Raw genomic sequence first — 24,430 nt, 5'->3', positions numbered from 1 at the left:
CCTGAAAAAGTTTTTTGGTGATAGAGTGGCGCAAGCCATAAAGTAGAAGTTATTTACAAGTATCATAACTCCTGACTCGGTGACTCCTAGCCACCACGAAAAGACTTTTTCAGCAAGCCGCAATTATTTGCCTATTTTGCGTCTAAGTTGTTCTAATTCATCTTCGGTTTCCCAACGGCGAAATTTATCTTCTAATTCATCAAAATTACTTTGAGAATTACTAGTAGTATTCCAACCATAGTTTTCTAACTTTTGCTGGCTTTGTGCTTTGGTTCTGGCTGTTTGCATTTCTGCTGCTTTATTTTGTACCTCTTGGCGACGTTTTTGAATTTTCCCAAGTAGTTCTTGTGATTGGGTAATGCGTTCTTTTAGTCCTTGCATATGTCCCCACATTTGATTTCCTTCCCGCAATAATGCAGCTTCTCGCTGTTGGGCTGGAGTGATTAGATCTTGTCTACCCGCAGCTTGGGCTTTTTGAATACGGATATGCCATTTTTGAATTTCTTGGGCTGTGGAAAGAATTTCATCTTGCGATCGCTTCTCTTGTAATTGTAACTCAGAAATTAACTTTAATGTGTCTTCTTCCTGTTCCCGCAGTTGTTCTAAAAGTGCTTCTAACTCTAAATGAGGGTTATTCCGCAAAAATTCTTCTAGACGACTTTCTAAAAAGCGACTTAGATCATCAAATAAACTCATTGTTAAAGCTCCAAATCTCAAATATATGTCTATTTTATCAGCAAATTACAAATTAGTTAAATTGGTGTAGTCCAATATTTAATTCCTTGGATGATTTTTTGTTGTAACCCGAATTTCGGTAAGTCCTCCTCTCTCCAACCTAAATATGTCCAATGGGGAAGATCATTAACTACTGTTTGAAACCAGCCATTTTCATTTAAAATCTGTTTTTGAGTCGGTGTTAATATTTCTAAATCAATTGCTAATCCCCACAAATGTTGTGATGTCCCTGGAGGTGCAACTAAACCAAGAATTTTTGTCTCTTTTCCAGCTTTGACTTGGGTTAATATTTCTCTATTTGCGTATTTATTCCAAAATCTTAAATTAGTGGCAAAATTACGCAAACAGTCCCCAGCATAACCAGATTTTAGAGCAATATTTTCTAACTCTTTGGCTTTATTTAAAGCTGCTGCTGCTCGTTTTTGTAAATAACATTCTTCTGTACCATTTACTAGATCTATACTGATTTGATCCTGAAAAGATTGGGTTTCTATTTCATTGTCTAAAATGACTTTTTCTGGTAGTTTAATTTCTGAGTCTTGATTAATAAATACTGTTCCATAGGAACGTAGTAAGGTATATTCAAATGTATCAATCTCAGGAACTGTGGGAATTTTATTGGCAATTGTTGTTAAAAAACGCTGTTGATCATCTAATTTCTGATCAGGAATAAATGGGACATTTACATCTATTTTTGGTTGCTGACAACTTCCATTAAATTTACTTACGCATTCTTTGACAATTTCAGGATTTGATGTTAACTGACTTTGGGAAATTTTGTGAGCAAAGACTAAGGTAACACTGACAAAAATAATTATAGTAACAAATGCTGCTATTTTCTGAATTAGTTTCATGAAAATATTATTTATTTTGAAAATTCCGATTTCATCATATCTTAGATCCCAGACTTCTTAAAGAATTCCGGGATCTTTTAAGAAGTTGGGGAATCTTGTTTTTTATTTTTTGTAACTTTAGATCAAATTCTTGTGTATAATTATTAATTATAGAATCAGGTCTATTTTTTAGTTCATCAATTATAATAAACAAAATTGATACTTAATACACCTTCGTAAAATGATGAATTTAAAAAACTCCCGACTGCAAACTTTACTTATTTATGCCATACTAGGAGCGATCGCTTTAGTCATGCTCTTTCCCATGTTATGGCTAATTAGCACATCACTGAAGTCACCAACGGAAAATATCTGGCAATCACCACCCGAATTATTACTTAGTCAACCTACCTTAGAAAATTTCTCTCAAGTCTGGCAATCTCTACCTTTTGCCACTTATTTATATAATAGTATCCTAGTATCTGTATTAACTGTCGGTTTAAATTTGTTGTTTTGTTCCTTAGCAGCTTATCCCTTAGCTAGACTATCATTTGTGGGCAGAAACGGAATTTTCATTGCTATTGTGGCCACAATTATGATTCCCTTCCAAATCGTCATGATTCCTTTATATATTCTCACAGTGCAATTAGGTTTGAGAAATAGTTATCTAGGGGTAATTTTCCCTAGTTTAGCTTCTGCTTTCGGTATATTTTTACTACGTCAAGCCCTGATAACTGTACCAAAGGAAATTGAAGAAGCTGCTCGTTTAGATGGTACTTCTGAGTTAGGATTATGGTGGTATGTAATGCTACCCGCTATCCGTCCAGCGCTAATTACTCTGGCTATTTTTGTCTTTATTGGCGCTTGGAGTGACTTTTTATGGCCTTTAATTGTGATTCAGGATGAAAGTTTATACACTTTACCTCTGGGAGTTGCTAAGTTAGCGGGGACTTTTTCTTTAGATTGGCGTTTGGTGGCCGCTGGTTCAGTAATTTCAACTACTCCCGTGTTAGTATTATTTCTGTTCTTACAAAAATACATTGTCCCTACGGATACTGCTAGTGGTGTTAAGGGTTAATTAATATTCTAAATTAATATTAGAGGGTGTTTTTCAAGTCAATGGCCAATTCTCGTTTACAATTATTAGTTTTAAGCAATGGTCATGGAGAAGATATCATTGCTGTACGGATTATCCAGGCTTTACAAACATTATCTTCCCCACCTGATATCTTTGTTTTACCAATAGTGGGTGAAGGACACGCTTATCAAAAAATAAACGTTCCCATAATCGGTAAGGTACAGAATATGCCTTCTGGGGGTTTTGTTTACATGGATAGCAAAGAGCTAATGCGTGATGTCAGCGGTGGTTTGATTCAGTTAACCTGGAATCAAATCAAATCTGTACGCCGTTGGGTGAGGCTACAAACAAGCTTAGGGAATCAAAAGGCTATTCTAGCTGTGGGGGATATTGTCCCCCTGTTATTCGCAGCTACAAGTGGTGCTAATTACGCTTTTGTGGGTACGGCTAAATCAGAATATTATGTGCGCGATGAAGCGGGTTTATTACCACGAAAATCAAAATCCGCAAAGTGGGAAAATTTTTCTGGTTCAATTTACCATCCTTGGGAAAGGTGGTTAATGAGTCGCAGCCGTTGTCAGGCTGTGTTTCCTAGAGATTCTCTGACGACGAAGATCTTAAAAAAGTGGTCAATTCCGGCTGTAGATGCAGGAAATCCGATGATGGATGGGTTAAAGACCAATTTTAGCAGCCCAGGGTTTGATCGTGGTAATGCTGAACACAAAGAACAAATTCGTCCTTTGATTGTGACTCTGTTGCCCGGTTCTCGCGCCCCGGAAGCTTATAATAATTGGGAAATGATCATGGTTTCTGTATCTGCCCTGGTTGCCAGTTTACAACAACAAGATTCTTTATTCTCTGGTGCTGGGACAATGATTTTTTTGGGGGCGATCGCTCCTGGTTTAGATTGTGGTATTTTATCTCAAAGTTTACATATTCAAGGTTGGCGACTTTGTGATCAATCTCCTGTACAAATTTCTGACCCCAATAGCTTGACTTTTAAACAAAAAAATGCTTATCTAATTTTGACACAAGCAGCCTATAATGAGTGTTTACATTTGGGTGATTTGGCCATCGCTATGGCGGGGACTGCAACGGAACAATTCATTGGTTTAGGAAAACCAGCCATTGCTATTCCTGGTGATGGCCCCCAATATAACGCCGCTTTTGCAGAAGCCCAAAGTCGGCTGTTAGGAATATCCCTAACCTTAGTTAATCAACCATCTCAGGTGTTACCAGCCATGCAGTCTCTACTGAAAAATCCTGATCTTTTGCATGACATTGCTAAAAACGGGTTACAGCGTATGGGACTTGCGGGTGCTGCACAAAGGATTGCAGAATGTTTACAGGAAAGATTGGTAAACTGATTAAGCTACCAAGCCAGAACGTAAAGCCCGAACTGCTGCTTGAGTACGATCATCAGCACAGAGTTTGTTTAAAATATTGCGAACATGAGTTTTTACCGTTCCTACGGTAATATATAATTTTTCTGCAATTTGTCCATTACTGCAACCACCCACAATCAATTCTAAAATTTCCAGTTCCCGTTGGGTGAGGGGGTAGGTTTCTAAAACTTGTTCATATTCTGTTTCCAAAGCCTCGATTTTTACAGTTTTCGGCTTATCGGATGATTGATTGTCAGCAGAGCTACCCTGACGTACTTTTCTTAATACCACATTAGCGATCGCTGGATCAATCCAAGAGTTACCACTGAAAGTGACTTGTACAGCTTCAGTAAATTTATTAATACTTGTTTCCTTCATATAATAAGAATCTGCCCCTGCTGCGAAGGCCGCCAAGACAGAATCTTCTGTATTATCCATCGTTAAAATCAAGACTTTGGTTTGTGATTGTCCTGTTTCAGCCTGATAACGTCTAAATTTGCGTGTCAGTTCAATTCCGTCCATATCTGGTAGACCAATATCTATCACAGCCACATCTGGTTTCGTCGTTTCTAAAAGTTTTAATCCAACAGTCGCATTAGCGGCCTCACCAATCACTTTAAAGCCGCCGTGTAACTGCAATTCAGTTCTGAGTCCCATACGGGTTAAATCATGATCTTCGATTAATAGAATACTAATTTCACTCATTGTTACACCCATGATAATCGGATTACTGCTGAGGTAGTTTCAGGAGGTAAGAGGGGATAGGTAGTAAAAAAGCTTGTTCGCCCTGCTTCTGAAGTTTTTTATGAATAGCTATATTCTATACATTCTACACGAACTTACTAACTAAAACTTTTTCTAAGCATTTTTTTAACAGTTGCATCTGACTCACCCGTATTCAGGATAGACGATCCTGTTACCAATTAACATCTACCAATGGGAATAATAAATCAGCAATTTTTGAATTTGGGTAGATGTAAAAATCTAGCTAAAGATATATAGATATTTCTCCCAAAACAAATGAGATTATTGAGACGAGTTGGAAAAATTACAGTTAAACACTATCCCCAAATTTGTAATTGACTAAATATAGCAGTTGCCAGCTAGGGGAGTAGTTTTTATTTGGAAATTTCACCATTATTCAAGTAAAAATACCCAAGGTTTTGGTACACAATGTTTCCATGCAACTCTCACTAATGGGTGAAGACAGTTAACTAATTGCTAATTTACAATATTTTCAACTAGATAAAGTATTTGATTTTACTACAGTGAAAATAAAAACCGATGGAAGAAACGCTAAAAATTTTAGTTGTAGAAGAGAATGAAGTAGAGCGTGTGCTATTAAATCTAGCTTTGAGTGAAACAGGTATTAGTATAGAACTTGATGAAGTCAAAGATAGTCATCACACGCTCTCGGCTCTGATCAATAATCACTATGATTGCATATTTCTCGACTATCACTTACGAAATCAAGATTGCTTAACATTAATTCACAAAATAAATTCTTCAGCCATCAAAGTTCCTTTAGTAATTTTAATAAATTCAGGAAATGAAGCAATAGCTGGAGAGTGTATTAAAGCAGGTGCTAGTGAGTATTTTATCAAGTCTACATTATGTTCAGAAACCATAGCCCAAATTTTACGAAGTGTAATTCGTATCCACCGCACCCAAATGCAGCTAGAGTTAGCAAATCAACAACTTAAAGAAAGTCATGAAGAGCTAATTCTCAAGCACAAAGAATTAGCAGCACAACAGCAACAGATTCATTTACACAACCTCGCATTTTTAGAAATATCAAGGTTAAAATCATTATTTTTAGCCACGATATCCCATGAATTACGAACCCCAATGAATGCGATTATTGGATTTTCCCAGATTCTATTACGTCCCAAATTTGGTAATTTAACAAATCAACAAATGGACATGGTAGAACGAATCCTCAAGAATGGTAAAAAATTACTAGTGTTACTGAATGAAATTCTGGACTTTTCTCACCTAGAAGCCTGTAAATTAGAACTCAAGCCAGAAATATTCGATTTATCAGAAGTTGTTAATAATACGGTGACAGAAATCCGTTCTTTAGCTGAAGCTAAGAATTTATCTTTGCTAGTCAAAGGAGATTTAGATAATAAATTAGTATTTAATGATGCAGTGCGATTACGGCAAATTTTAATGAATTTGCTTTCTAACGCCATTAAGTTTACAGAATCTGGAAATATTTTCGTAGAAATCAAAGAAATACATCAAAATAGAGTTACAATTGCTGTAGAAGATACGGGAATTGGTATTGCTCCTCAAGATTTTCAAAATATTTTTGCAGCATTCCATCAAGTTGATCAAGGTATCAGCCGTAAATATCCGGGTACAGGTTTGGGTTTAGCTATTGTTGATTCGTTAGTACGCATGATGGGAGGAAAAATATGTATCGAAAGTCAATTAGGAGTCGGTTCAATGTTTAAAATAGAATTACCACGGAAAATAAATTTGATAGCAGATTTAGGTAATATAGTTTCTCCTACTCATCAGCATCATTTTCATTCTATATATTCCTGTAAGAAAGCATCAATAAATTCAACACATTTGAAGTTGTAGATGATTAAAAGGTTGATTAATTATGTCTATTCTAAAAAAAGATCGAATTTTGTCCGTTGATGATAGCAAAGATAATCTGATTTTAGTGGAAGCAATTTTAGAGTATGAGGGATATCATATTGATTCAGTTGCTAATGGTGAAGCAGCTTTAAAAAACGTGGTAGAATTAGAACCAGATCTAATTATTTTAGATGTGATGATGCCAGGAATAAATGGCTATGAAGTGACGCGAAGAATCCGTAATAATCCAGGAATAAACTATATTCCGATTTTGCTATTGACAGCTTTTGACGAATCTAGTGTTGTGGAAGGTTTAGATGCTGGTGCTGACGATTTTATTCGCAAACCCTTTGACACAGAAGAATTATTAGCAAGAGTGCGATCGCTGCTAAGATTAAAGCACAGTATTGACGAACAGCGAAAAATGACACTACAGCGAGAAGATTTTGTTTCTCGTCTTACCCATGATTTACGTACTCCTTTAGTCGCTGCTGATCGAATGCTTAATTTATTTTTGCAAGAAGTCTTTGGCGAGATTTCTCCAGAAATGAAACAAGCAATTAATATGATAATTCGTAGCAATCAAAATCTCCTAGAAATGGTGAATACTCTCCTAGAAGTTTACCGTTTTGAAGCTGGGAAGAAAAGCTTAAACAGGGAATCGTGTAACCTCATGGAAATCGCCACTGAAGTAGTGGGTGAACTCAGTCCCTTAGCAGTTGAGAAAAACTTAATTCTAAAATTATATCCTCATGAATTAAACCAAACAGGAAATAATGGAGGAATTGTTAACGGCGATCGCTTAGAATTAAGACGAGTATTCAGTAATCTCATTGCTAATGCTATCAAATTTACCGATACAGGTAGCATAGAAGTCCGCATTTTTGAAACCTTATCCCCAACCAATCATCCAAGTCAAATAATCATCGAAGTTCAAGATACAGGCTATGGTATTGCAGCCGAAGATCAAGGAACAATTTTTGAGCGATTTCGCCAGGGAAGGAATAAAAGATCAGGTAGTGGTTTAGGACTACATCTTTCACAATGTATTGTCGAAGCCCATGGAGGTAAAATGGAACTTTCTTCAGAACTTGGTAAAGGTAGCACATTCACAGTCAGATTACCCAAGGTCACTTGATTACCATTAATAAATACAAGGACTTTGAACCTGATTCCCTATTTCCTATTCCCTATTCCCTATTCCCTGCTATATTCTTGAAACCGAACATAGCTGAAATTTTCTACCTAGTAACCGCCGAATAATTGCTTCTAATTCCTCGATCATATAGGGTTTACTAATGTAATCATCAAAACCAGCCTTGAGAATACTTTTTTTATCTTCAGTTCCAGTCAACACCGTGACAGCAACTACAGGAATATGACAAGTTAATGATTCTCCCTTGAGATATTGAATAACATCTAACCCACTCATACCTGGTAAGAAAATATCCAATAAAATTAAATCAGGCTGATACTCCTTAGCCATAAATAGCGTTCTTGAACTTTCTTTTTGACAAATAGATCGACAACCTAATAATTCTAGGGTATAGCTCATTAGCAATAGACTGTCATCATTATCTTCTACTGCTAAAACCAAAGGCTGTTGATGTTTTTGTCGTTTTTCATCACTCATAAATGAATGTGCTAAATACATCTCTTCTCCAGAGTAGTTAATAGGGAGTAGTCGTTTTTATGAGTAGAACGGACGAACCCACAAATTCTCATTGGTTGTTTATCTTCAGTAATTGGAACGGGAAACAAAAATCCAGTTTTAATCCTTTTAGTAGATATATTTTGATTATATGCAAAACTGCTAATAAATTTATTTACAAAAATCAACAAATTTATCATCCTACTTCTTCGAGAAATAGGGTTTATTGTTTTTATTTTTACTAACCATGGAGTTACTATTTAATTTTTAACCCAGCAGACAGGAGATAATTTTGCTAAATACTAAATAATATTGCTCAAATAGCTAAATTATGAGTAGAATAGTTGACACGAGTACCATTTGGGAATATAATATATTACCAATAATGGCTGTAACAAAAAATTGTGCATCATTGTCTCAGCAGAGAATAATTTAAATTATGGATTTTGACTATTTCAGAACTAACGAAAGTAATAACACCAATAAAAACTGTCAAAACTTATTATCTAGCGGTTGGCGGCCATTTCAAAGAGATTTTGATTGGGAATATTTCGGGAAAATTTTATTCCATGATACTCAGGAATTAACCCAGAAAAGTATTAATCTAGTCAGTTATTATGCTGATGCTTTAGCTAGAAAAGAATATGCTTGGTGGGCAAATATTTTAAATTTAGCCTCGGATTATACTCGTGGTGAATTTCAGAAATTTTGGAATTATATCACACCAGATATGCTCACTCCAGAACAGCGCCATAAAGACATTTTGAGTACAGAAACACCTCTTGTACAATTTGTGAGCCGTAATAGTATTCCTATTGATTATGTGCTGAATCTTCTGCAAGAAATCACCGTTCTCCGAGTCTTAAAATTATTAGAACGTCCTGATATTATCACTCAATATTACTCAGAAAGAGACTTTTATTTTCCCGTAGAAAAATTTGTGAACTGGGAAAGATTAGATGTGGTAAATACAGTTTATGCTTATTGGTCAAAACATGATATTTGGTTACAAATTGAAGCCTATGAAAGGGGCAGAAGGAATTATACTTTAATGTCCCAAAATATGAAACCTTTAATTAATAAAGCGACCTATGATTTAGCAGTAATGCTGAGTGGATATCAAAGTCGGGTGGGGAAAGTTCATAGTCAATATCCATTGCGGACATTTCCCCAAGACATCCAAAATTTTAGCGACTTAGTTCAACAAACAATTCTAAATCAAAACCAATTAGCAGTTGTAGTTCATGGCGCACCAGGTACAGGAAAAACAGCATGGACCCAGAGTATAGCTAAAGAAATTCTTGTCCCTTTAGGATATGTAATTTTCATTTTAGATCATGATGCTATTACCAACTTCGTCCCCCCAACATATTTAGAACGCATTTGTATTATCATCAACGAAGCTGATAATCTAGCTCAAGATCGGGCTTCAGAAGTGGCACAATATAATAACAAAACTGAGCATATTTTAGCCTTATTAGATGGCACATTATACCAGAGTATAATTGATGAATCTGGCATTCAAATGAAGCAGAAGTTAGTAGTATTAATGACTTGTAATACCACTGAAAGATTAGATCCAGCCATGTTACGCAAAGGTAGAGTAGATTTAATGTGTGAGTTTGTCAAGAAGTTCGTTTAATCACTTATTATATCTTCGACTGATATTAGAAGTCGGGTATCTGGTATAACTGTATTGAGAAGAGCAACAATTAGTTTTGAGTTTATGATTGGACAAGAAAAACAAGATCACCAAGCGGTAACACGATTATTTTCTCATCTAGAATTTGATGGTAATAAATTTCAACATCAACCAGGTAGTGTTTTAGGAAATACAGCTTTAATTGTGGGAACTACTGTTGGGGCTGGAATTATTGGACTACCAGCAGTAACCTTACCATCCGGTATTATACCATCTACAATTGCCATTATTTTTGTATGGTTTTATACTTTAATATCTGGTTTAATAATTGCGGAAGTGACTTTAAATATCATGCGAGTTGAGGGTATTCCCCATTTAGGCTTATTAGCAATTATAGAAAAGATTCTTGGTAAAGTTGGAGCGAGAATTGCTGGAGTCGCATACTTATTTAATCACTATGCTTTGTTAGTGGCATATATGACTAAAGGTGGAGAAGTTTTAACAACGACAGTTAACCAAGTTTGGAAGTTAGAAAATATTTTACCTCCTTGGGCAGGAACAGTGAGTTTTTCCCTAATATTTGGTAGCATGATTTATTGGGGAAAAAATAACTTTATTGAAAAATTAAATGAAATATTTACCATTATTTTACTCATGGCCTTTGTGGGTTTATTATTATTAGGAGGAAGCCAAATCCAAAGCTCTCAATTCTTAGTCCAAAATTGGACTGCTATTGGTGGTTCTCTTGCTGTTATATATGTGGCCATGTTCTACCATTCTGTTATCCCCTTGGTTGTGACTCAATTAGAAGGAGATATTCCCAAAATTCGTCAATCTATTATTATTGGTTCTGTGATTCCACTCTTGATGTTTTTGGCTTGGAATGCGGTTATTTTAGGCTGCGTGACTCCAGATATTGTACAACTTAGTCCAGGAAATGAGAGGATATTTGACCCATTAAAAATCCTCCGCAATGGTGCTTCTGGAGAATGGTTTGCAATGTTATTATCAATTTTTTCAGAATTTGCCATTGTCACATCATTTATTGGTATTACCTACGGTTTAACGGATTTTTTTAAAGATATTTCTTTGATTACTAAAAGCGAAATTTCTCGTTTACCTCTTTATTCCTTGGTATTGCTTCCACCTTTAAGTTTAGGAACATTTAATCCCACCATATTTTTCCAGGCTTTAGAATACACAGGTACGTTTAGTATTTCTATTTTAGCAGGAATTATGCCAGCATTAATGAGTTGGAAACAAAGTCAAAATCCAGAATTTTTCCATAGTAACCATCAAACCCTAGTTCCGGGAGGAAAAATAACATTAATATTCATCATTATGGGCGGAATCTTTCTTATAGGTAGACAATTTTTTTCAATATATAAATCCTAAAAATGACTAATTTCCGGTTAATAAAATGATGCGAGAAAACCTAATATTTTCTTTCTGGAGTTTGTTCGCTTTGGCTTAGACCAACATACTAGTTTTTGGTGATCATCTACATAATTAATATTCAAAAGTGAATAAAACCCCTCTTGTCGGGTAATGACAAAAGAGGATTTGGAGCTAAAGTCCGGTAGGGTAATCGGGCTATTTAATATATAATATTTAAAGTGGTTTAATCCAGTCCCCCTTTAGATATATAAATTGCTGATAATTCTGTGCAATTGGTATTATTTCAAAATTTATGGCTCTTCGGTACTTCTTATACTAAATTATTTTACCAAACCCGAAAATCCTGATATGGCAAGGATTTTACGTTAATTCATCGGTTAATTTGACATTGATTTGGTATTAAAAACATAGTTTATCCATGACCCTCCCCAGTTTATCATCGTTGAGATATTCTGGTTTGACTCCTCTTCCTATTAAATGCTCACAAGCTAAGTAGGTTGGCGTTAAAAATTGTCCTTATAGTGAGGGAACAGGGAAGAGGTTTTGGGCCACTTTACTTTTCGTTACTTATGTCGGTTTTTTTCCGTTCACCTACTTACAGCAGTTTTCGGCGATTTAAACCAAACTTTGATTACCTTCTTCCTTTGCGTGTTTCCTACTTTGCGCCTACCCTTCGGGATCTCTAAGAGAGATTGCGCGAAACAAAAACCGTGGTTCATTTACCTGAAATTCGCTGTAATTCAGATTAATTATTTAGTTACAGCAGCATAACCTTGAATATTTTCTGGGTCAAACTGCCTTAAAATCCGAGTAGCTTGACGGGTCAGAGTTTCCGAACCTTGGACGACAATTAAATACTTACCCGCATCTAAGCGATTACGATAGGGTAAAGCATCACCACCACCCTCAAACAAACCAACACCACCCCCCACAAATACACTACCCATAGCCCCGCTACCAGCACCCAAAATTCCGCCGATTACGTGATTACCGATTTCTCCAGCCCAAGCAAAGGTATCTAAACCAGTAATCAAACTGAAAGTAAAACCGGAAAAAAAGCCAAATGGGACTAACCAAATCGCCATTAATTTTACTTGTTTTTTTGCTTCTTCTTTGGGATCAATTAAACCAAATTCATCAGCACTTTTATAACCTCTACCAAGAATAGTCCCATTTATGCCTTCTTTTTCTAAAGCTAAATCGGCGGCTTCGGCTTGGATACGATCTGATAATACAGCAACAAGATAATTCATTAATCTTAAACTATTTTTTAAATTCCAGTTGACATCATCAGTATATTCACTAATCAGGATTGATCTGATTTTAGCAAGTCTAGAGGCTCACAAAAGTTATTTACACCTTGTTTAAGAACATAAATTAAAACCGGTGTGGCCAGACTTCTCGGAAAGGTCTGTATTGTCCTCAGATGTTCTATCATCTCTTGAATTGACCCATTTAGCAAGTCTTCTCGATATTCCTGTTCACAAATTACAGCCCGCCATTTTTTGGCTAAGGCATCTAACCATTCAGAATTAGTTTGTTCCGGTTGTTGTCCAGCTTTAATAGCCAGAGTCATTACCGCGTCTTCTAAATCTCCATCGCAGTCCTCTATCAAGTCTAATGCTTCCATTGCTTGAGAATCATCTACCATCAGAGAACGAAATTTTGCAATCTCTTGTGATGTAACTTTAGTCATGATCATGAGTTTTTGACCAAAAATCTGGGATACAAGCCCCGTCCACTTCGGCAAGCTCAGTGCATCGCTTTTAGGACGGCTTTATGTTAAAATTTGGTTATAGTCGCCATAGGGCATTGGGAGACTTTAAACGGACATGGAGGGACGATAAGACCACTTGTGGCGTGTTCCAGTGAAGTGTCAAGAATCATCGCACCTTCAGGTCGGTGAGTATGTCAATAGTTTAGCACTTGCAACATCATTGATCCTTGGTCATTTCTTGTAGGTTGGGTTGAGGCAAGAAACCCAACCTACTAATCTTACCTCTTATTTGACTCCTGATTCCTCTAACTGTTTTAATCCTTTGGCTGTAACATATCTTTGTAATTCTGTTAAGGCTCGATTGTAGTCTAATATGGCTCTGACGCGATTTCCCTCGGACCGTGTTAAATCATTTAATGCGTTAATTACATCGGTTTGAGTACCTACACCTGCTTGGAATCTTAACCGCGCTAATCGTAAAGATTCTCTAGCTTGTTCTAAGGCTACATTAGCAGTTTGTACGTTCTCTAAACTTGAGGCTTGGGTGGAATAAGCTTGTTCTACTTGAAAGCGAATCTGGTTTTTTTGTTCAGAAAACTGCGTTTCAGCAATCGCAATACTGGTTTTAGCTTGGGCTGCTCTTGCAGTTCCTGCTCCTCCACCATATAAATTAATGCTGGCTTGTAGTCCTAATGAATAACCATCGCTCACACTAGTTCCATCATCAAATTGATCTAATAAGTTATATCTCCCTACTAAACTCACCTGTGGACCAGAAGACGCTAAAGCCTGTTTTATCTGTGCTTCGCCGATTTTCCGCTGTGCTAAAGTTTGTTGTAGTTCAGGACGGTTTTGATAAGCTAAAACAATGCTCTGTTCTAGTGGTTGCTGCCATAAACCTGCTAATTTTACTGGATCAGCCGCACTAATGCTCACTGACTGAGACAAATTTAACAATGGCGCTAATTTGCGGCGGGCAATTTGTTGTTTAGAGAGGGCATTGGTTAATTCTTGTTGAGAATTGGCTAGGTTTACTTGCGATCGCAATACATCAAAACGAGTACCAACGCCAGCTTTTTCTAAGGCCATGGCATCTTTCAAACTAGCTTGAGCATTTTCTACCGCTGACTGGGTAATTCTCACGTTTTCGTCGGTTTCTTGCAGATCATAATATGCCTTAGACACATTTAGACGAATTTCCTCAGATTGTCTTTCGATATCTAATTCTTGTACACGTATCCTTTCTTCAGCCTCCTGAATAGCCCCATTACGTCTACCGGAGGTATACAAGTCATATCTTATCTGTGCTGTTCCGGTAAAGTTTGTGTTCGCTGGAGCATCATCTAGCAAAGGATTTGTTTTTCTAGCTTGGTCAATGCGTAGTGCCGTCCCAACGTCACGACCATTTGTTAAATCTCCGCTTAAATCTACACTAGGAAATAAAGCCGCTTGAGCTTCCCGCAGAACTGATTTACTGCGTTGCAATTGTAACAGGGACACTTGTAAATCATTGTTATTCCGTTTAGCCAGTTCCAAAGCCTCTGACAAACTAATTGGCCGAGTTGCCTGTATTTTTACTTCCTCCGCTTGTCCTGGAAATAACAGTGGATTCGGGTTAGGATTTAAGTCATTAGGAGTATTAGTAAAATCTACGGACTGACTAGGTGCAGGTTTTACATTCTCCCCAGGAAGAGGTGTACTAGTTTCTGGTGTATTAGGAACAGTTGTTTGAGCTATCCAATCAGAAGTTTTTTTAGGTAAACAGGTGTTAGAGGCAAGTAGTAAAGCTGCTTGACTCTTCTGCTGTGGGCATTTCCGAGATTCTAGTAATTCTGATACCCTAGTATTACCGCTGGTAAATTGCTGCTCAGAATTGGGATTATTAACAGCCAGCAAATTATGATTGGATAGATCAGAAAAATTGACAAATCTACCATCATCTTTTTTAAGTATTTTTACTTCCTGAATATCAAGATTATTGTCAGCGGTAATTATTGGCAGACTGTAGTTAACAGCAGGCTTTATACTACCCTGACGGAAATAACTGCTAAATAATAATCCTGGGTGATTTGTAACTTGTGTGAATGAATTTCCACTATTGGTAGAAATCAAAACATTAGGATAAGACCCTGGCTGTACCTCACTCATGTTCATAACATTAGCCCAAGCGGGCTGAGTTGTTAATACTGCTACCGTAAAACCGGGTAAGAAACTATGGAATAATTGCTGTCTTTTCACCGCGTCCCCTCACAGAAAAAAATATCAATTTAGCGGCAGAATACTTGTCTTCACCACAAAATATAGCATGATCCATAGATTTGTGAAGGAATATCGCACTCTTCCTATTTTAAGCATCAGAACTCTGTTTGTCTTCAAAACCCTTGACAATGCGAGAAAGTTCTGCTTTTTCATCTATAATAACGCGAGTAGGCGCACCGCTAATAATTCGCTCATAGTTACGCAGTGAATCTTTAATATCTGGTCCGTCGGCTGTGATATTATATTCACGAATGCCCTTATCATGCCAAGAGCCTCGCATTTTAAAGACGTTAATTGCCCGCGACATTTCTCCCCGAATCTCTACATACTGCAACATCAAAATTGTGTCTGTAATTGTGGAAATATGGGAGTCGGTAATAGAATGAGAACCGAGAAACTGGTCTGTAGTATTGGTAAAAAAACCAGTGATTTCTTCTTGTTTAGCATAACCTGTAACCCCAATGACAAATTGACGAAAAGCGTTATTACTAACACCTCTAGCCATGGCTGAAAGTGAATCAATGGCAATGCGAGCAGGTTTAAAATGAGATATTTCTGATTTAATAATTTGTAAATGATCTTCTAAACCAGTTGATTCGGGATAGGTACAAATTATTTTTAACAGTCCTTGATGTTCTAATTCCTCAAAATCAATCCCCCATGAATAAGCATTACGTGAAAGTTGAGCGCGAGATTCTTCATAGGCAAATAATATCGCTCTTTCACCATTAATACAGCCATCTTGGATAAATTTGCTCACTAATAAGGTTTTACCAGTTCCTGTAGCTCCTGTTGCTAAAATAATTGAGTCTTTAAAGAAACCACCACCACACATCTGATCAAGGATTTTCACCCCAGAAGATACTCGCACATTAGAGGATCTTTGTGTTAATCGCATTGCTCCCAAGGGGAATATATTAACTCCTTCGTTGGTAATTGTGAAGGGATATTCACCTTTCATGTGAGTTGTTCCCCGTAATTTGAGAATTTCAATAGTTCGACGACGGCGTTCTCCTTCTAAAACGTTGCGAACAATCACTACATTATCGGAAACAAATTCTTCAACGCCAAAAGATGCTACTGGTCCATATTCTTCACCTCTTTCAGTGGTAATGATTGTGGTGACGTTTAATTGTTTCAGACGCGCTACTAAACGGAAAATTTCCCGTCGCACTACTCCTACAGCTTCATATTGTTGAAATATGGCTGTCATTGAATCAATGGAAACTCTTTTTGCTTTATATTTACGAATTGCATATTGTAACCTTTCAATCAGGGCAGATAAATCAAAATTACCGACTATATCTTGACCTTCGGGATCTGGAGAAGCGTCGAGAATAAATAATTTACCTTCATCAATTAAATGTTGCAAATTCCAATTAAAAATATGGGAATTTTTAATAATATCACTGGGTGATTCCTCAAAGGTAACAAATACTCCTGGTTCGTCAAAGTAGGTGATGCCATTATAAAGGAATTGCAGTGATAACAAAGTTTTTCCTGTTCCGGAAGTGCCACTCACTAAGGTGGTTCTACCAACGGGTAAACCGCCATGACTAATATCGTCAAAGCCCTCGATCATTGTCCGAATTTTTTCTACGCCACCAACGGGTATTTTTTTTTGGTCAAACTGCTCTTTTCTTGTCATGTTATCTAATAAGGATATTCAACCTGGTTTTTTAAAATCAAGAAAGTTTTTGATCATTTTTCATAAATACGGCAGAATTTACGCAGTTAGGAGTCTTTTGGTAAAATCCGCTTAATAATTAAATTGATTTTTTATGAAAATTTTGTACTTCTTTTACCCCCAATCTACTGTATTTTATCCTACTCTTGTTCATATTCTTCACTCAGTTCTTCATAAAGCAGATCCAATCCAATCAATACTCTTTCTCTATCTGTAAGATCACCAATAATTTTCCGAACCGGAGGAGGCAAAATTTTTGATAATGTCGGAGTGGCAAGAATTTTATCTTCTTCAGCTAATTGGGGGTTTTTCAGGACATCAATTACTTTTAAGGCATAAACACCTTTAAATTCTTGCTCTAAGATATCTTTGAGGGTTTTTAAGGCTCGCACTGAATTGGGGGTGTTTCCTGCCACGTAAAGCTTGAGAACATAGGTTTTTTTGGCTTGATTCATACAATATAGACTCCTAAAAATAAGCAATAAATGTGACAAATAAACAAAGCAAAGGTTTTATCTATACTTCTAGTATTTACTCACAATGACTGGAGATGGAAATTCTGCTTGGCCGCATTCAATTCAATTGATTTTAGCAACAGTAGAACGATAGATTTCACAAAGATGTGCCAAAATATCTATTAAGGTTAAACGGTAATCTAGTAATGTTTCATCGCTTCTCCCTTCTAGTCTTAATTGTTTGGCAAATTCGTCAATGATTTCCATGTGTATTTCTATAATTTGTGGCACAGGAATATTAGCATAAAATAGGGCGTTGATAAATTTATCAATTTTTTCTTTTATTGCTTTGTCGGTTAGAAAATAATTTACAATAATTTGCCGATAATCTGATTTCAGTTGCTCTAATATCTCCTGTTTTTCGGTAGTAGTCATATCCTGAAAATTTTGTGTCTTTCTCTGCTGGGCAAAGGCCAGAAAATAATTATTTTTTCTATCTAATGTCTGATTAGGTAAATAGTATATCTGATCAGGTGTAGTAGTAATTGGCAGAGAATACCATTCGCTGATTAATCGGTAGTATTGGCTAAGGAATTTATTCATGAAATTCCATCCGTGAATAAGTAAACCTTTGTGCCTCCTTTGTGCAAATGGTCTACCGGAAATTTGTTTTATATTTATTATTTGTAAAAGCAATATAGGTACTAACATTTACGGTTGATAAATCATGGGTATTATGTAGGAGTGACATATATAAGTCAGTAACTAAGCATATTTAGTTGGCTTAAACAGGATAACTTATATTAATGGGCGTACTTAGGAATCATTGATAAGTACATTAACAAATCAAACTTGGACTTAGGTTACATTACTTTACTCCTTGATAAGATACTTAAACAAACTTAAAGAATTGTCGCATTTTAAATCATTATAATTCCTCAAGGTTCTAAAGCGAATCTTTGGAGTCATAATTATTGTTGTAGTTGTCACTTTCAAAAGTAATGACTTTCAATACAAGTAATAATCTTGTCAAGATGGTTACTTGTTGACTATGAAAATTCACATCTCGCACCGTGAGGGGGAAAATCATCCAAGATTGGCTTTGAGTTCATTTATTTTCAGTCCGTGGACTGTGCCGAAGTCATAGCCAAACCCCCAGCCTGGCTCTTAATCTAGCCTGTAGCTTAAGGCTTATCTACCTGTAGATAGTATCAAAATACTGACCGTATGTAACACTGATGAAAATACCAAAACTATTCAATATTTGGTTTGTCTGGATTTATCTGCTTTGAGGGAAATTCTTCAGCGCGGTTTGTCAATGTCAGGGCTTACCCACAAGTTACGAAACAACAAACGACGAAAGCATAAACCAGAAAGCAGCGTTCGCAAAGCACCCGCAAGGGACAGAACAGGAAGGAAAGAAGGTTTCTCCAGATTTCTCCAGATATTATATTGTGCGTAATTCCTAAATATGTAACCGGAATCCCACAATAGCGTAGCCATTCTCAATATTCTGGCCGGATACTGCTTCAGGCTTGAAGACCATCTCAACGAAGGCTAATGGTGAGGCCGGAGTTGATCATCAGCAGAATGACCACTGAGGAATTATATCAATGCTACAGTACCCGCTTTATCAATTTCTAGCAAATGTACCAATCTGCTTAGAAACAAATACTCTAGCAACCGTGCTGGATATTTTTACCAACCAACAGTGCGATCGCTTGATGGTAGTCAATTCACAACAAGTCCCAATTGGTTTGTTATACTCTGCTCGGTTACTGCCACAATTATTAGCAGCAACCACTGATGACTACCTTTTAAATTTACAGCGACCACTCTCACAGCTGGATAAATCGCTTTTAGAACCAATACAAACCATATCAGCAGCACAGAGTCTAGAACATTTCCGCCTATTTTTACAATACCAAGAAACTCAACAACAAAGAAATTTAGATTGGGCATTGGTTGACTCAGATGGTAAACTTCTGGGAATAGTGGACACTTTACGCTTATTGCAACTCTTAGCTCAAAACAAAAATCCTATTAACTCAATCATCAATCAGGAAAAAGAACCGCCAAAAATACACACATCCATAGTCCATTTGTTAGGGCAACTGCCTTGGCCAATTATGTTACAAAATAGTCATGGCAAAGTAATCACCCAAAATCCTGCTTGGTGGCAACAATTGGGAGCATTAAAAGACATCGAAGGTGTTAGAAAACAGGTAGAGACCATACTTGCCCCGACTCACTCTCAAAAATCTGCTTATATTTATGCTCATGAGTCCGAAAATCTGAAACCAGATCCTTTCACGAGTCCCAAAACAACTGTCTCCCCAACGGTTTTTTCAGATGACTCATCATCAGCTTTACCATTTCTGGAAGAGTCACCCGTCAATGTAAATAGTGGTTCTGACCGCTGTGTTTTAGATACGCATCTGGGTATTTGTACTTGTGTGGTGCAAATCAAAAATGGTCAAGAACGGGTTTGGCAATTTGCCAAAATCCCTTTGGATAGTAGGGAGTTGCAAGTTTGGGTTTCTGAGTCACCAGTGCCGGCAACTACCGATGACCTATGGCTAATATTAGCAACAGATGTAACGGAACAACAACAACTTTGCAAGGAATTGGCAACAAAAAACGCCGATTTGATTCAACTCAATCGCTTAAAAGATGAATTTTTAGCTTGTATCAGTCACGAATTAAAAACACCACTAACGGCAGTTTTAGGACTATCTCGACTACTTGTAGACCAACAGTTGGGACAATTAAATGAGCGCCAAGCTCGTTATGCTGGGCTAATTCACCAAAGTGGCAGACATTTGATGAGTGTGGTTAATGATATTTTAGATTTGACTCGCATGGAAACTGGACAAATGCAACTCACTTTCACCCCAGTACAAATTCAGGTAGTCTGTGAACGAGCTTTATCAGATGTAAAAAATATCTATCAGCAAAATAACAAAACTCAACAATTATCCCCAGCAGAAAATCAAAGTTCGTCTCATCGTCAATTTAGTCTGGCCATTGAACCGGGTTTAGAACAAATGGTAGCGGATGAATTACGCTTGCGTCAAATGCTGGCACATCTACTTTCTAATGCCTTTAAATTCACAGAAGTATCTGGAGAAATTGGGTTACGGGTAAGTCGTTGGGAAGGTTGGATTGCTTTTACTGTCTGGGATACAGGTATTGGGATTCCTGAACAACAACAACATTTAATCTTTCAAAAATTCCAGCAATTAGAAAACCCCCTCACCCGTCAGTTTGAAGGAACGGGTTTAGGATTAGTCTTAACCAGAGCTTTGGCTCGCTTACATGGTGGAGATGTCAGTTTCCTATCTCGTGAGGGTAAAGGTAGTCAATTTACCCTGCTTTTACCACCGAGTCCACCAAAACTCAGTTTTAACGACTCTGAAGATATAAAACCAGAAAAGCGGGAAATAGGCAACACTGCCAATTCTTGTCGTCAAAATCTCCACAATTCTCCACAATACCAACCTAATTCCTCCCCAAGATTAGTGTTAGTGGTGGAAGCAGTAGCCCAATATATTGAAGAATTAACTGAACAACTCAAAGGTTTAGGTTATCGTGTTGTCATTGCTAGATCGGGAACAGAAGCATTAGAAAAAGCTCGACGTTTACAACCAAAGGCTATATTTTTAAACCCTTTATTACCTTTACTCTCAGGTTGGGATGTTTTAACTATATTGAAATCTGATGCTTTAACTCGTCACATTCATGTTGTTGTCACGGCTACAGCGGCTGAAAAGGAGCAAGCACTTACTAAACAGGCTGATAGTTTTTTAAGTTTACCCATCAAACACCACCTATTGACTACACTATTAGAAAAATTATCCACATCTCTAAAAGTTCAGCATTCAGGGATGGAAAATAATCAAAATCCTCAGATTGTCCCTCTACGAATTCTCCGGTTAGTAAATCCAGAATTAGAAGCGGTTAATCTCTACCCTTCCCTCCGAGAACATCGAGTTATTGAAGTAGATGATTTAGATCAAGCAGATTTGTTAGCACGAGTCTGGCAGTTTGATGTGATATTACTAGATATGGAAATTTCTACGGCTCGCACTTATCTACAACAATTAACTAAACACCAGCGATTAGCAACTTTACCATTGGTCACTTGTGATGTTGCTACTACTTTAGCCGCTTCCCAAATACCAGGATTGTCTGTATTTCCTTGTTTAAGTCCCTTGCATCAGGAAAATGATGCCCACAATTACCAGGGAAATGCTTTATCATCTGTATTACAAATTGCTGCCGGCATCAGTTGTCCACTCAATATTCTCGTGGTAGATGTAACTATGTTGCATGATTTACCCAAAATCAATCGCAAACCAGTTAAGAATTATCAGTTAATTAAAAATTCTACTCTCAATCTCAAAAATCAGCCCGGTAATAGAGGCTATGAGTGGTTTCAAGCTCTAATTCAATACTTACAAACTGCTGGTTTTAGAGCTTCTATTGCTAGTTGTTGGTCGGAAGTTTTACAACAAGTTAGTCATAAAAGTGTTGACTTACTATTAATTTGTTTACAGGAAACGCCGATGCATCAAGAAGTACACAAAGCTATACAGTCCTTGGGGGATTTATCCTTTAAATTACCCCCAATTTTGGTACTTGACCAAAAATTAAATCAGCCTAATTATCACAATCACAATAGTACAAAATCCCGTAAGCAAAGATATACATCTTCTGTAGAAACTGCGGTAAGTGAAATTGCTACCCAGATATTACCCCGTTCTATTTCTATGGAAGAGCTATTAACTCAGATAAATCAAGCTTTATCTAGTTAAGTAGGTGAACGGAAAAAACCGACATAAGTAACGAAAAGTAAAGTTGCCCAAAACCTCTTCCCTGTTCCCTTGTTATAAGGACAATTTTTAACGCCAACCTACTTAGCTTAAACATTGTGGTGCAGGCATCTTACCCCCTATATCTGCAGCCATAAAAGTTATCTGTTTCAAGATAAGTTGGACTTACAGCAGCAAAACCCTTTAACTGCAAGGCTTTGTGGTTAAAACTTGTACCTCTTTGACTTGCAATCAATATGCTGTATTCTTTTTGTCTATTTTCACAGAAAGAGGAATACGAATTAAATGATAAGATCCTTTTACGACTAGACTTTTATAAGTATCTGGTTGTAAGTCCATTTCTTGAAATTTTCTTTGTTCAATTAGCATTAATAATGATGATAATCTAGTTTTTTGAGATTCTTGGTTTTGAATGTATTTTAGAGCTGCTTGGGAAAGTTCAATGTAATTAACATTTTGTTTCGTGTAGAACGTCAGAGTAGGTTTTTTAAACCCAACCATAATTAATTCTTCATTGGGTTGTTTTAATTCAACAATTAGGGCCGATAATTCTCTCAGAGGTAGTTGACGCTGTTGGTCCATGATCAAAACGGCAGGCATTAAAGCAAGAGCAACAAAGGCCATAAATCCGACTAAATTAATGACGATAATCTGTCGGTAACGGTGAGTTAATATCGAGCCAGACGAGATCAGAGCAGTTATTAACCAAATTATGCCCCCATATTTGAGTATACCTGATTTCTCCATTTCTGCATATAATTCAGGAGCAGCAGGATCAAGTACAACAATTTTGGTAAGATTAAACAGGGCTATGGAAATAAATGTAAGGAAAATTACATTTATCCAAGCACTGATACGTAAAAAGGCGAGATGGGTTGGGGTGGAGTTTTGTGAAGTGGGGAAAAGATCACTCCAGGATAATGCCACAAGAATAGCTGCTGCTGGCATCAAGGGTAACACATAACTGGGTAATTTGGTGACGGAAACGGTGAAAAATCCAAATACGCCCAAAAACCATAAACTGACAAATAAACCTAATTGTTGAGAACGTTCTTGTTGTAACCAATATAATCGCCGCCACAATTTTAGCCTAAATAGGGACGCAGGGATATATACTGCATAAGGCGCAAAACCCAGCAACACAACTAAAAAGTAGAAATACCAAGGCGCTGAGTGACCATTGACGACTTCCGTAAAACGTTCTATGTTATGATACACAAAGAAAGCGTTAATAAAATTCCAGCCATTACGCCAAGTTACTAAAATATACCAGGGAAGTGATAGGACTAAAACTATAACCATGCCCAAAATCGGCCGCATTTCCCGCCAAATCTGCCAAAATTTGCCGATATACAAGGCAAAAGCAATCATAATTAGTCCTGGTAAAACAATTCCTACCGGACCTTTGGTTAATATTGCTCCAGCAATTAAAACATAACTTGCTAAGTACCATTGATTAGGAAATTGCCAATTGGCAATGACAACTGGTCTGTGATTCTGAGCATATCCCAGAAAAAAACATAACAAAGTTGAACCTATACAGCCTGTGAGTAACATATCAGAAACCCCAGTTCTGCCCCAAACGATCATTTCTGGGTTAAGTGCTATTAAAGCTGCGGCCACCGCTGCTGTTAAGTAACGTCTGGGTAAGTTGGTAACTTGTTCTAATTCGTCCTTTTGAGTAAAACACCACTGTACAGTATAAAACGCTAAAGCAATTACGCCCATGGCTGCTAATACAGAAGGGATACGGGCAGCCCATTCATTCACACCCATAATAGAATAGGCGATGGCTTGACACCAATAAATTAAAGCTGGTTTGTCAAAGCGAGCTTCACCGTTAAAAAACGGAGTAATCCAATCACCAGTAAGTAGCATTTGTCGGGAAGCTTCGGCAAAAAGTGGCTCAGTTTCATCAATTAAGCCCACACCTAAATTCCAGCCAAAAGCTATCCAACCAATTACCAGTACCCATAGAGAAGAGAGAGCTACAACTAGAACTGGACGCTGCTGTAAATAATGAAACCACTTATCAACCATTTTACCAGGAATACTCAATTTTATGCTCATGAATTTGTACTTAAAGACGCGGTAATCGTGTCCTGGCTAATACACAATAGTTTATAATCAAACAAAATACAAATAAACTCCTGCTGTTATCAA

At 37.0% G+C, this 24,430-nt stretch carries 18 protein-coding genes and 1 pseudogene; 7 read left to right on the top strand and 12 right to left on the bottom strand.

Annotation, left to right across the window (positions count from 1 at the left end; all coding sequences use genetic code 11):
• Positions 1 to 123: 123 nt before the first annotated feature.
• Positions 124 to 696 (bottom strand): TIGR04376 family protein, encoded by a 573-nt coding sequence (locus tag H6G25_RS03125; protein WP_190391214.1) that lies wholly within the window; start codon positions 694 to 696, stop codon positions 124 to 126.
• Between the two features lie 56 nt (positions 697 to 752).
• Complete coding sequence (locus H6G25_RS03120) at positions 753 to 1,589, bottom strand: D-alanyl-D-alanine carboxypeptidase family protein (RefSeq protein WP_190391213.1); 837 nt, start codon at positions 1,587 to 1,589, stop codon at positions 753 to 755.
• A gap of 220 nt (positions 1,590 to 1,809) precedes the next feature.
• On the opposite strand from H6G25_RS03120, the gene H6G25_RS03115 reads away from it, so the two are divergent.
• Both H6G25_RS03115 and H6G25_RS03110 read left to right on the top strand, forming a co-directional pair.
• Positions 1,810 to 2,646 carry a carbohydrate ABC transporter permease gene (locus tag H6G25_RS03115; protein WP_190391212.1) on the top strand — a complete coding sequence of 279 codons (837 nt, stop codon included), beginning with the start codon at positions 1,810 to 1,812 and terminating at the stop codon, positions 2,644 to 2,646.
• A gap of 41 nt (positions 2,647 to 2,687) precedes the next feature.
• Entirely contained in the window at positions 2,688 to 4,013 is a 1,326-nt protein-coding gene (locus H6G25_RS03110; protein ID WP_190391211.1) for a lipid-A-disaccharide synthase-related protein, read from the top strand.
• On the opposite strand, the gene H6G25_RS03105 is transcribed toward H6G25_RS03110, so the two are convergent.
• Positions 4,014 to 4,736, bottom strand: a complete 723-nt coding sequence (locus tag H6G25_RS03105; RefSeq protein WP_190391210.1) for a response regulator transcription factor — start codon at positions 4,734 to 4,736, stop codon at positions 4,014 to 4,016. It lies immediately after the preceding gene.
• Between the two features lie 579 nt (positions 4,737 to 5,315).
• Between H6G25_RS03105 and H6G25_RS03100 the strand changes: the two genes are divergently transcribed.
• Both H6G25_RS03100 and H6G25_RS03095 read left to right on the top strand, forming a co-directional pair.
• Positions 5,316 to 6,623, top strand: coding sequence for a response regulator (locus tag H6G25_RS03100; RefSeq protein WP_190391209.1), 1,308 nt, complete (start codon positions 5,316 to 5,318; stop codon positions 6,621 to 6,623).
• 22 nt (positions 6,624 to 6,645) lie between these two features.
• Positions 6,646 to 7,761 (top strand): hybrid sensor histidine kinase/response regulator, encoded by a 1,116-nt coding sequence (locus H6G25_RS03095; protein ID WP_190391208.1) that lies wholly within the window; start codon positions 6,646 to 6,648, stop codon positions 7,759 to 7,761.
• Positions 7,762 to 7,830: 69 nt separating this feature from the next.
• On the opposite strand, the gene H6G25_RS03090 is transcribed toward H6G25_RS03095, so the two are convergent.
• Positions 7,831 to 8,277, bottom strand: a complete 447-nt coding sequence (locus tag H6G25_RS03090; RefSeq protein WP_190391207.1) for a response regulator — start codon at positions 8,275 to 8,277, stop codon at positions 7,831 to 7,833.
• Positions 8,278 to 8,713: 436 nt separating this feature from the next.
• Between H6G25_RS03090 and H6G25_RS03085 the strand changes: the two genes are divergently transcribed.
• Together H6G25_RS03085 and H6G25_RS03080 are read left to right on the top strand one after the other, a co-directional pair.
• Positions 8,714 to 9,916 carry an AAA family ATPase gene (locus tag H6G25_RS03085; protein ID WP_190391206.1) on the top strand — a complete coding sequence of 401 codons (1,203 nt, stop codon included), beginning with the start codon at positions 8,714 to 8,716 and terminating at the stop codon, positions 9,914 to 9,916.
• Between the two features lie 84 nt (positions 9,917 to 10,000).
• Complete coding sequence (locus tag H6G25_RS03080; RefSeq protein WP_190391205.1) at positions 10,001 to 11,311, top strand: aromatic amino acid transport family protein; 1,311 nt, start codon at positions 10,001 to 10,003, stop codon at positions 11,309 to 11,311.
• Positions 11,312 to 11,722: 411 nt separating this feature from the next.
• On the opposite strand, the pseudogene H6G25_RS03075 reads toward H6G25_RS03080, so the two are convergent.
• The 7 genes and pseudogenes from H6G25_RS03075 to H6G25_RS03045 all read right to left on the bottom strand — a co-directional run.
• Positions 11,723 to 11,803 (bottom strand): annotated as a pseudogene (locus H6G25_RS03075) (DUF4277 domain-containing protein); the annotation flags it as partial.
• Between the two features lie 260 nt (positions 11,804 to 12,063).
• Complete coding sequence (locus H6G25_RS03070) at positions 12,064 to 12,567, bottom strand: hypothetical protein (protein WP_190391204.1); 504 nt, start codon at positions 12,565 to 12,567, stop codon at positions 12,064 to 12,066.
• 53 nt (positions 12,568 to 12,620) lie between these two features.
• The gene (locus H6G25_RS03065) at positions 12,621 to 13,010 is read right to left on the bottom strand and encodes a hypothetical protein (RefSeq protein ID WP_028083973.1); all 390 of its coding nucleotides are present in this window, start codon (positions 13,008 to 13,010) and stop codon (positions 12,621 to 12,623) included.
• 306 nt (positions 13,011 to 13,316) lie between these two features.
• Entirely contained in the window at positions 13,317 to 15,269 is a 1,953-nt protein-coding gene (locus H6G25_RS03060; RefSeq protein WP_190391203.1) for a TolC family protein, read from the bottom strand.
• A 109-nt stretch (positions 15,270 to 15,378) separates the two neighbouring features.
• Complete coding sequence (kaiC, locus tag H6G25_RS03055; RefSeq protein ID WP_190391202.1) at positions 15,379 to 16,938, bottom strand: circadian clock protein KaiC; 1,560 nt, start codon at positions 16,936 to 16,938, stop codon at positions 15,379 to 15,381.
• A gap of 179 nt (positions 16,939 to 17,117) precedes the next feature.
• Positions 17,118 to 17,432 carry a circadian clock protein KaiB gene (gene kaiB, locus H6G25_RS03050; protein ID WP_190391201.1) on the bottom strand — a complete coding sequence of 105 codons (315 nt, stop codon included), beginning with the start codon at positions 17,430 to 17,432 and terminating at the stop codon, positions 17,118 to 17,120.
• Between the two features lie 123 nt (positions 17,433 to 17,555).
• Positions 17,556 to 18,143: a KaiA family protein gene (locus H6G25_RS03045; RefSeq protein WP_190391200.1), complete on the bottom strand. Its 588-nt coding sequence runs from the start codon at positions 18,141 to 18,143 to the stop codon at positions 17,556 to 17,558.
• Between the two features lie 902 nt (positions 18,144 to 19,045).
• On the opposite strand from H6G25_RS03045, the gene H6G25_RS03040 reads away from it, so the two are divergent.
• Positions 19,046 to 22,249, top strand: a complete 3,204-nt coding sequence (locus H6G25_RS03040; RefSeq protein WP_199319636.1) for an ATP-binding protein — start codon at positions 19,046 to 19,048, stop codon at positions 22,247 to 22,249.
• A gap of 249 nt (positions 22,250 to 22,498) precedes the next feature.
• On the opposite strand, the gene H6G25_RS03035 is transcribed toward H6G25_RS03040, so the two are convergent.
• A complete protein-coding gene (locus H6G25_RS03035; protein WP_190391199.1) occupies positions 22,499 to 24,337 on the bottom strand; it encodes a glycosyltransferase family 39 protein in 1,839 nt (612 codons plus the stop codon).
• Positions 24,338 to 24,430: the final 93 nt, after the last annotated feature.

Source organism: Dolichospermum sp. FACHB-1091, from assembly GCF_014697585.1.
Classification (GTDB): Bacteria; Cyanobacteriota; Cyanobacteriia; order Cyanobacteriales; family Nostocaceae; genus Dolichospermum.
The sequence above is the reverse complement of the archived record's forward strand: the minus strand, read 5'-3'. Positions and strand labels throughout refer to the sequence as shown.

Coding starts and splice junctions, on each gene's coding strand:
- H6G25_RS03125 (WP_190391214.1), bottom strand. CDS start 696: ATGAGTTTATTTGATGATCTAAGTCGCTTTTTAGAAAGTCGTCTAGAA.
- H6G25_RS03120 (WP_190391213.1), bottom strand. CDS start 1,589: ATGAAACTAATTCAGAAAATAGCAGCATTTGTTACTATAATTATTTTT.
- H6G25_RS03115 (WP_190391212.1), top strand. CDS start 1,810: ATGATGAATTTAAAAAACTCCCGACTGCAAACTTTACTTATTTATGCC.
- H6G25_RS03110 (WP_190391211.1), top strand. CDS start 2,688: ATGGCCAATTCTCGTTTACAATTATTAGTTTTAAGCAATGGTCATGGA.
- H6G25_RS03105 (WP_190391210.1), bottom strand. CDS start 4,736: ATGAGTGAAATTAGTATTCTATTAATCGAAGATCATGATTTAACCCGT.
- H6G25_RS03100 (WP_190391209.1), top strand. CDS start 5,316: ATGGAAGAAACGCTAAAAATTTTAGTTGTAGAAGAGAATGAAGTAGAG.
- H6G25_RS03095 (WP_190391208.1), top strand. CDS start 6,646: ATGTCTATTCTAAAAAAAGATCGAATTTTGTCCGTTGATGATAGCAAA.
- H6G25_RS03090 (WP_190391207.1), bottom strand. CDS start 8,277: ATGTATTTAGCACATTCATTTATGAGTGATGAAAAACGACAAAAACAT.
- H6G25_RS03085 (WP_190391206.1), top strand. CDS start 8,714: ATGGATTTTGACTATTTCAGAACTAACGAAAGTAATAACACCAATAAA.
- H6G25_RS03080 (WP_190391205.1), top strand. CDS start 10,001: ATGATTGGACAAGAAAAACAAGATCACCAAGCGGTAACACGATTATTT.
- H6G25_RS03070 (WP_190391204.1), bottom strand. CDS start 12,567: ATGAATTATCTTGTTGCTGTATTATCAGATCGTATCCAAGCCGAAGCC.
- H6G25_RS03065 (WP_028083973.1), bottom strand. CDS start 13,010: ATGACTAAAGTTACATCACAAGAGATTGCAAAATTTCGTTCTCTGATG.
- kaiC (WP_190391202.1), bottom strand. CDS start 16,938: ATGACAAGAAAAGAGCAGTTTGACCAAAAAAAAATACCCGTTGGTGGC.
- kaiB (WP_190391201.1), bottom strand. CDS start 17,432: ATGAATCAAGCCAAAAAAACCTATGTTCTCAAGCTTTACGTGGCAGGA.
- H6G25_RS03045 (WP_190391200.1), bottom strand. CDS start 18,143: ATGTTAGTACCTATATTGCTTTTACAAATAATAAATATAAAACAAATT.
- H6G25_RS03040 (WP_199319636.1), top strand. CDS start 19,046: ATGCTACAGTACCCGCTTTATCAATTTCTAGCAAATGTACCAATCTGC.
- H6G25_RS03035 (WP_190391199.1), bottom strand. CDS start 24,337: ATGAGCATAAAATTGAGTATTCCTGGTAAAATGGTTGATAAGTGGTTT.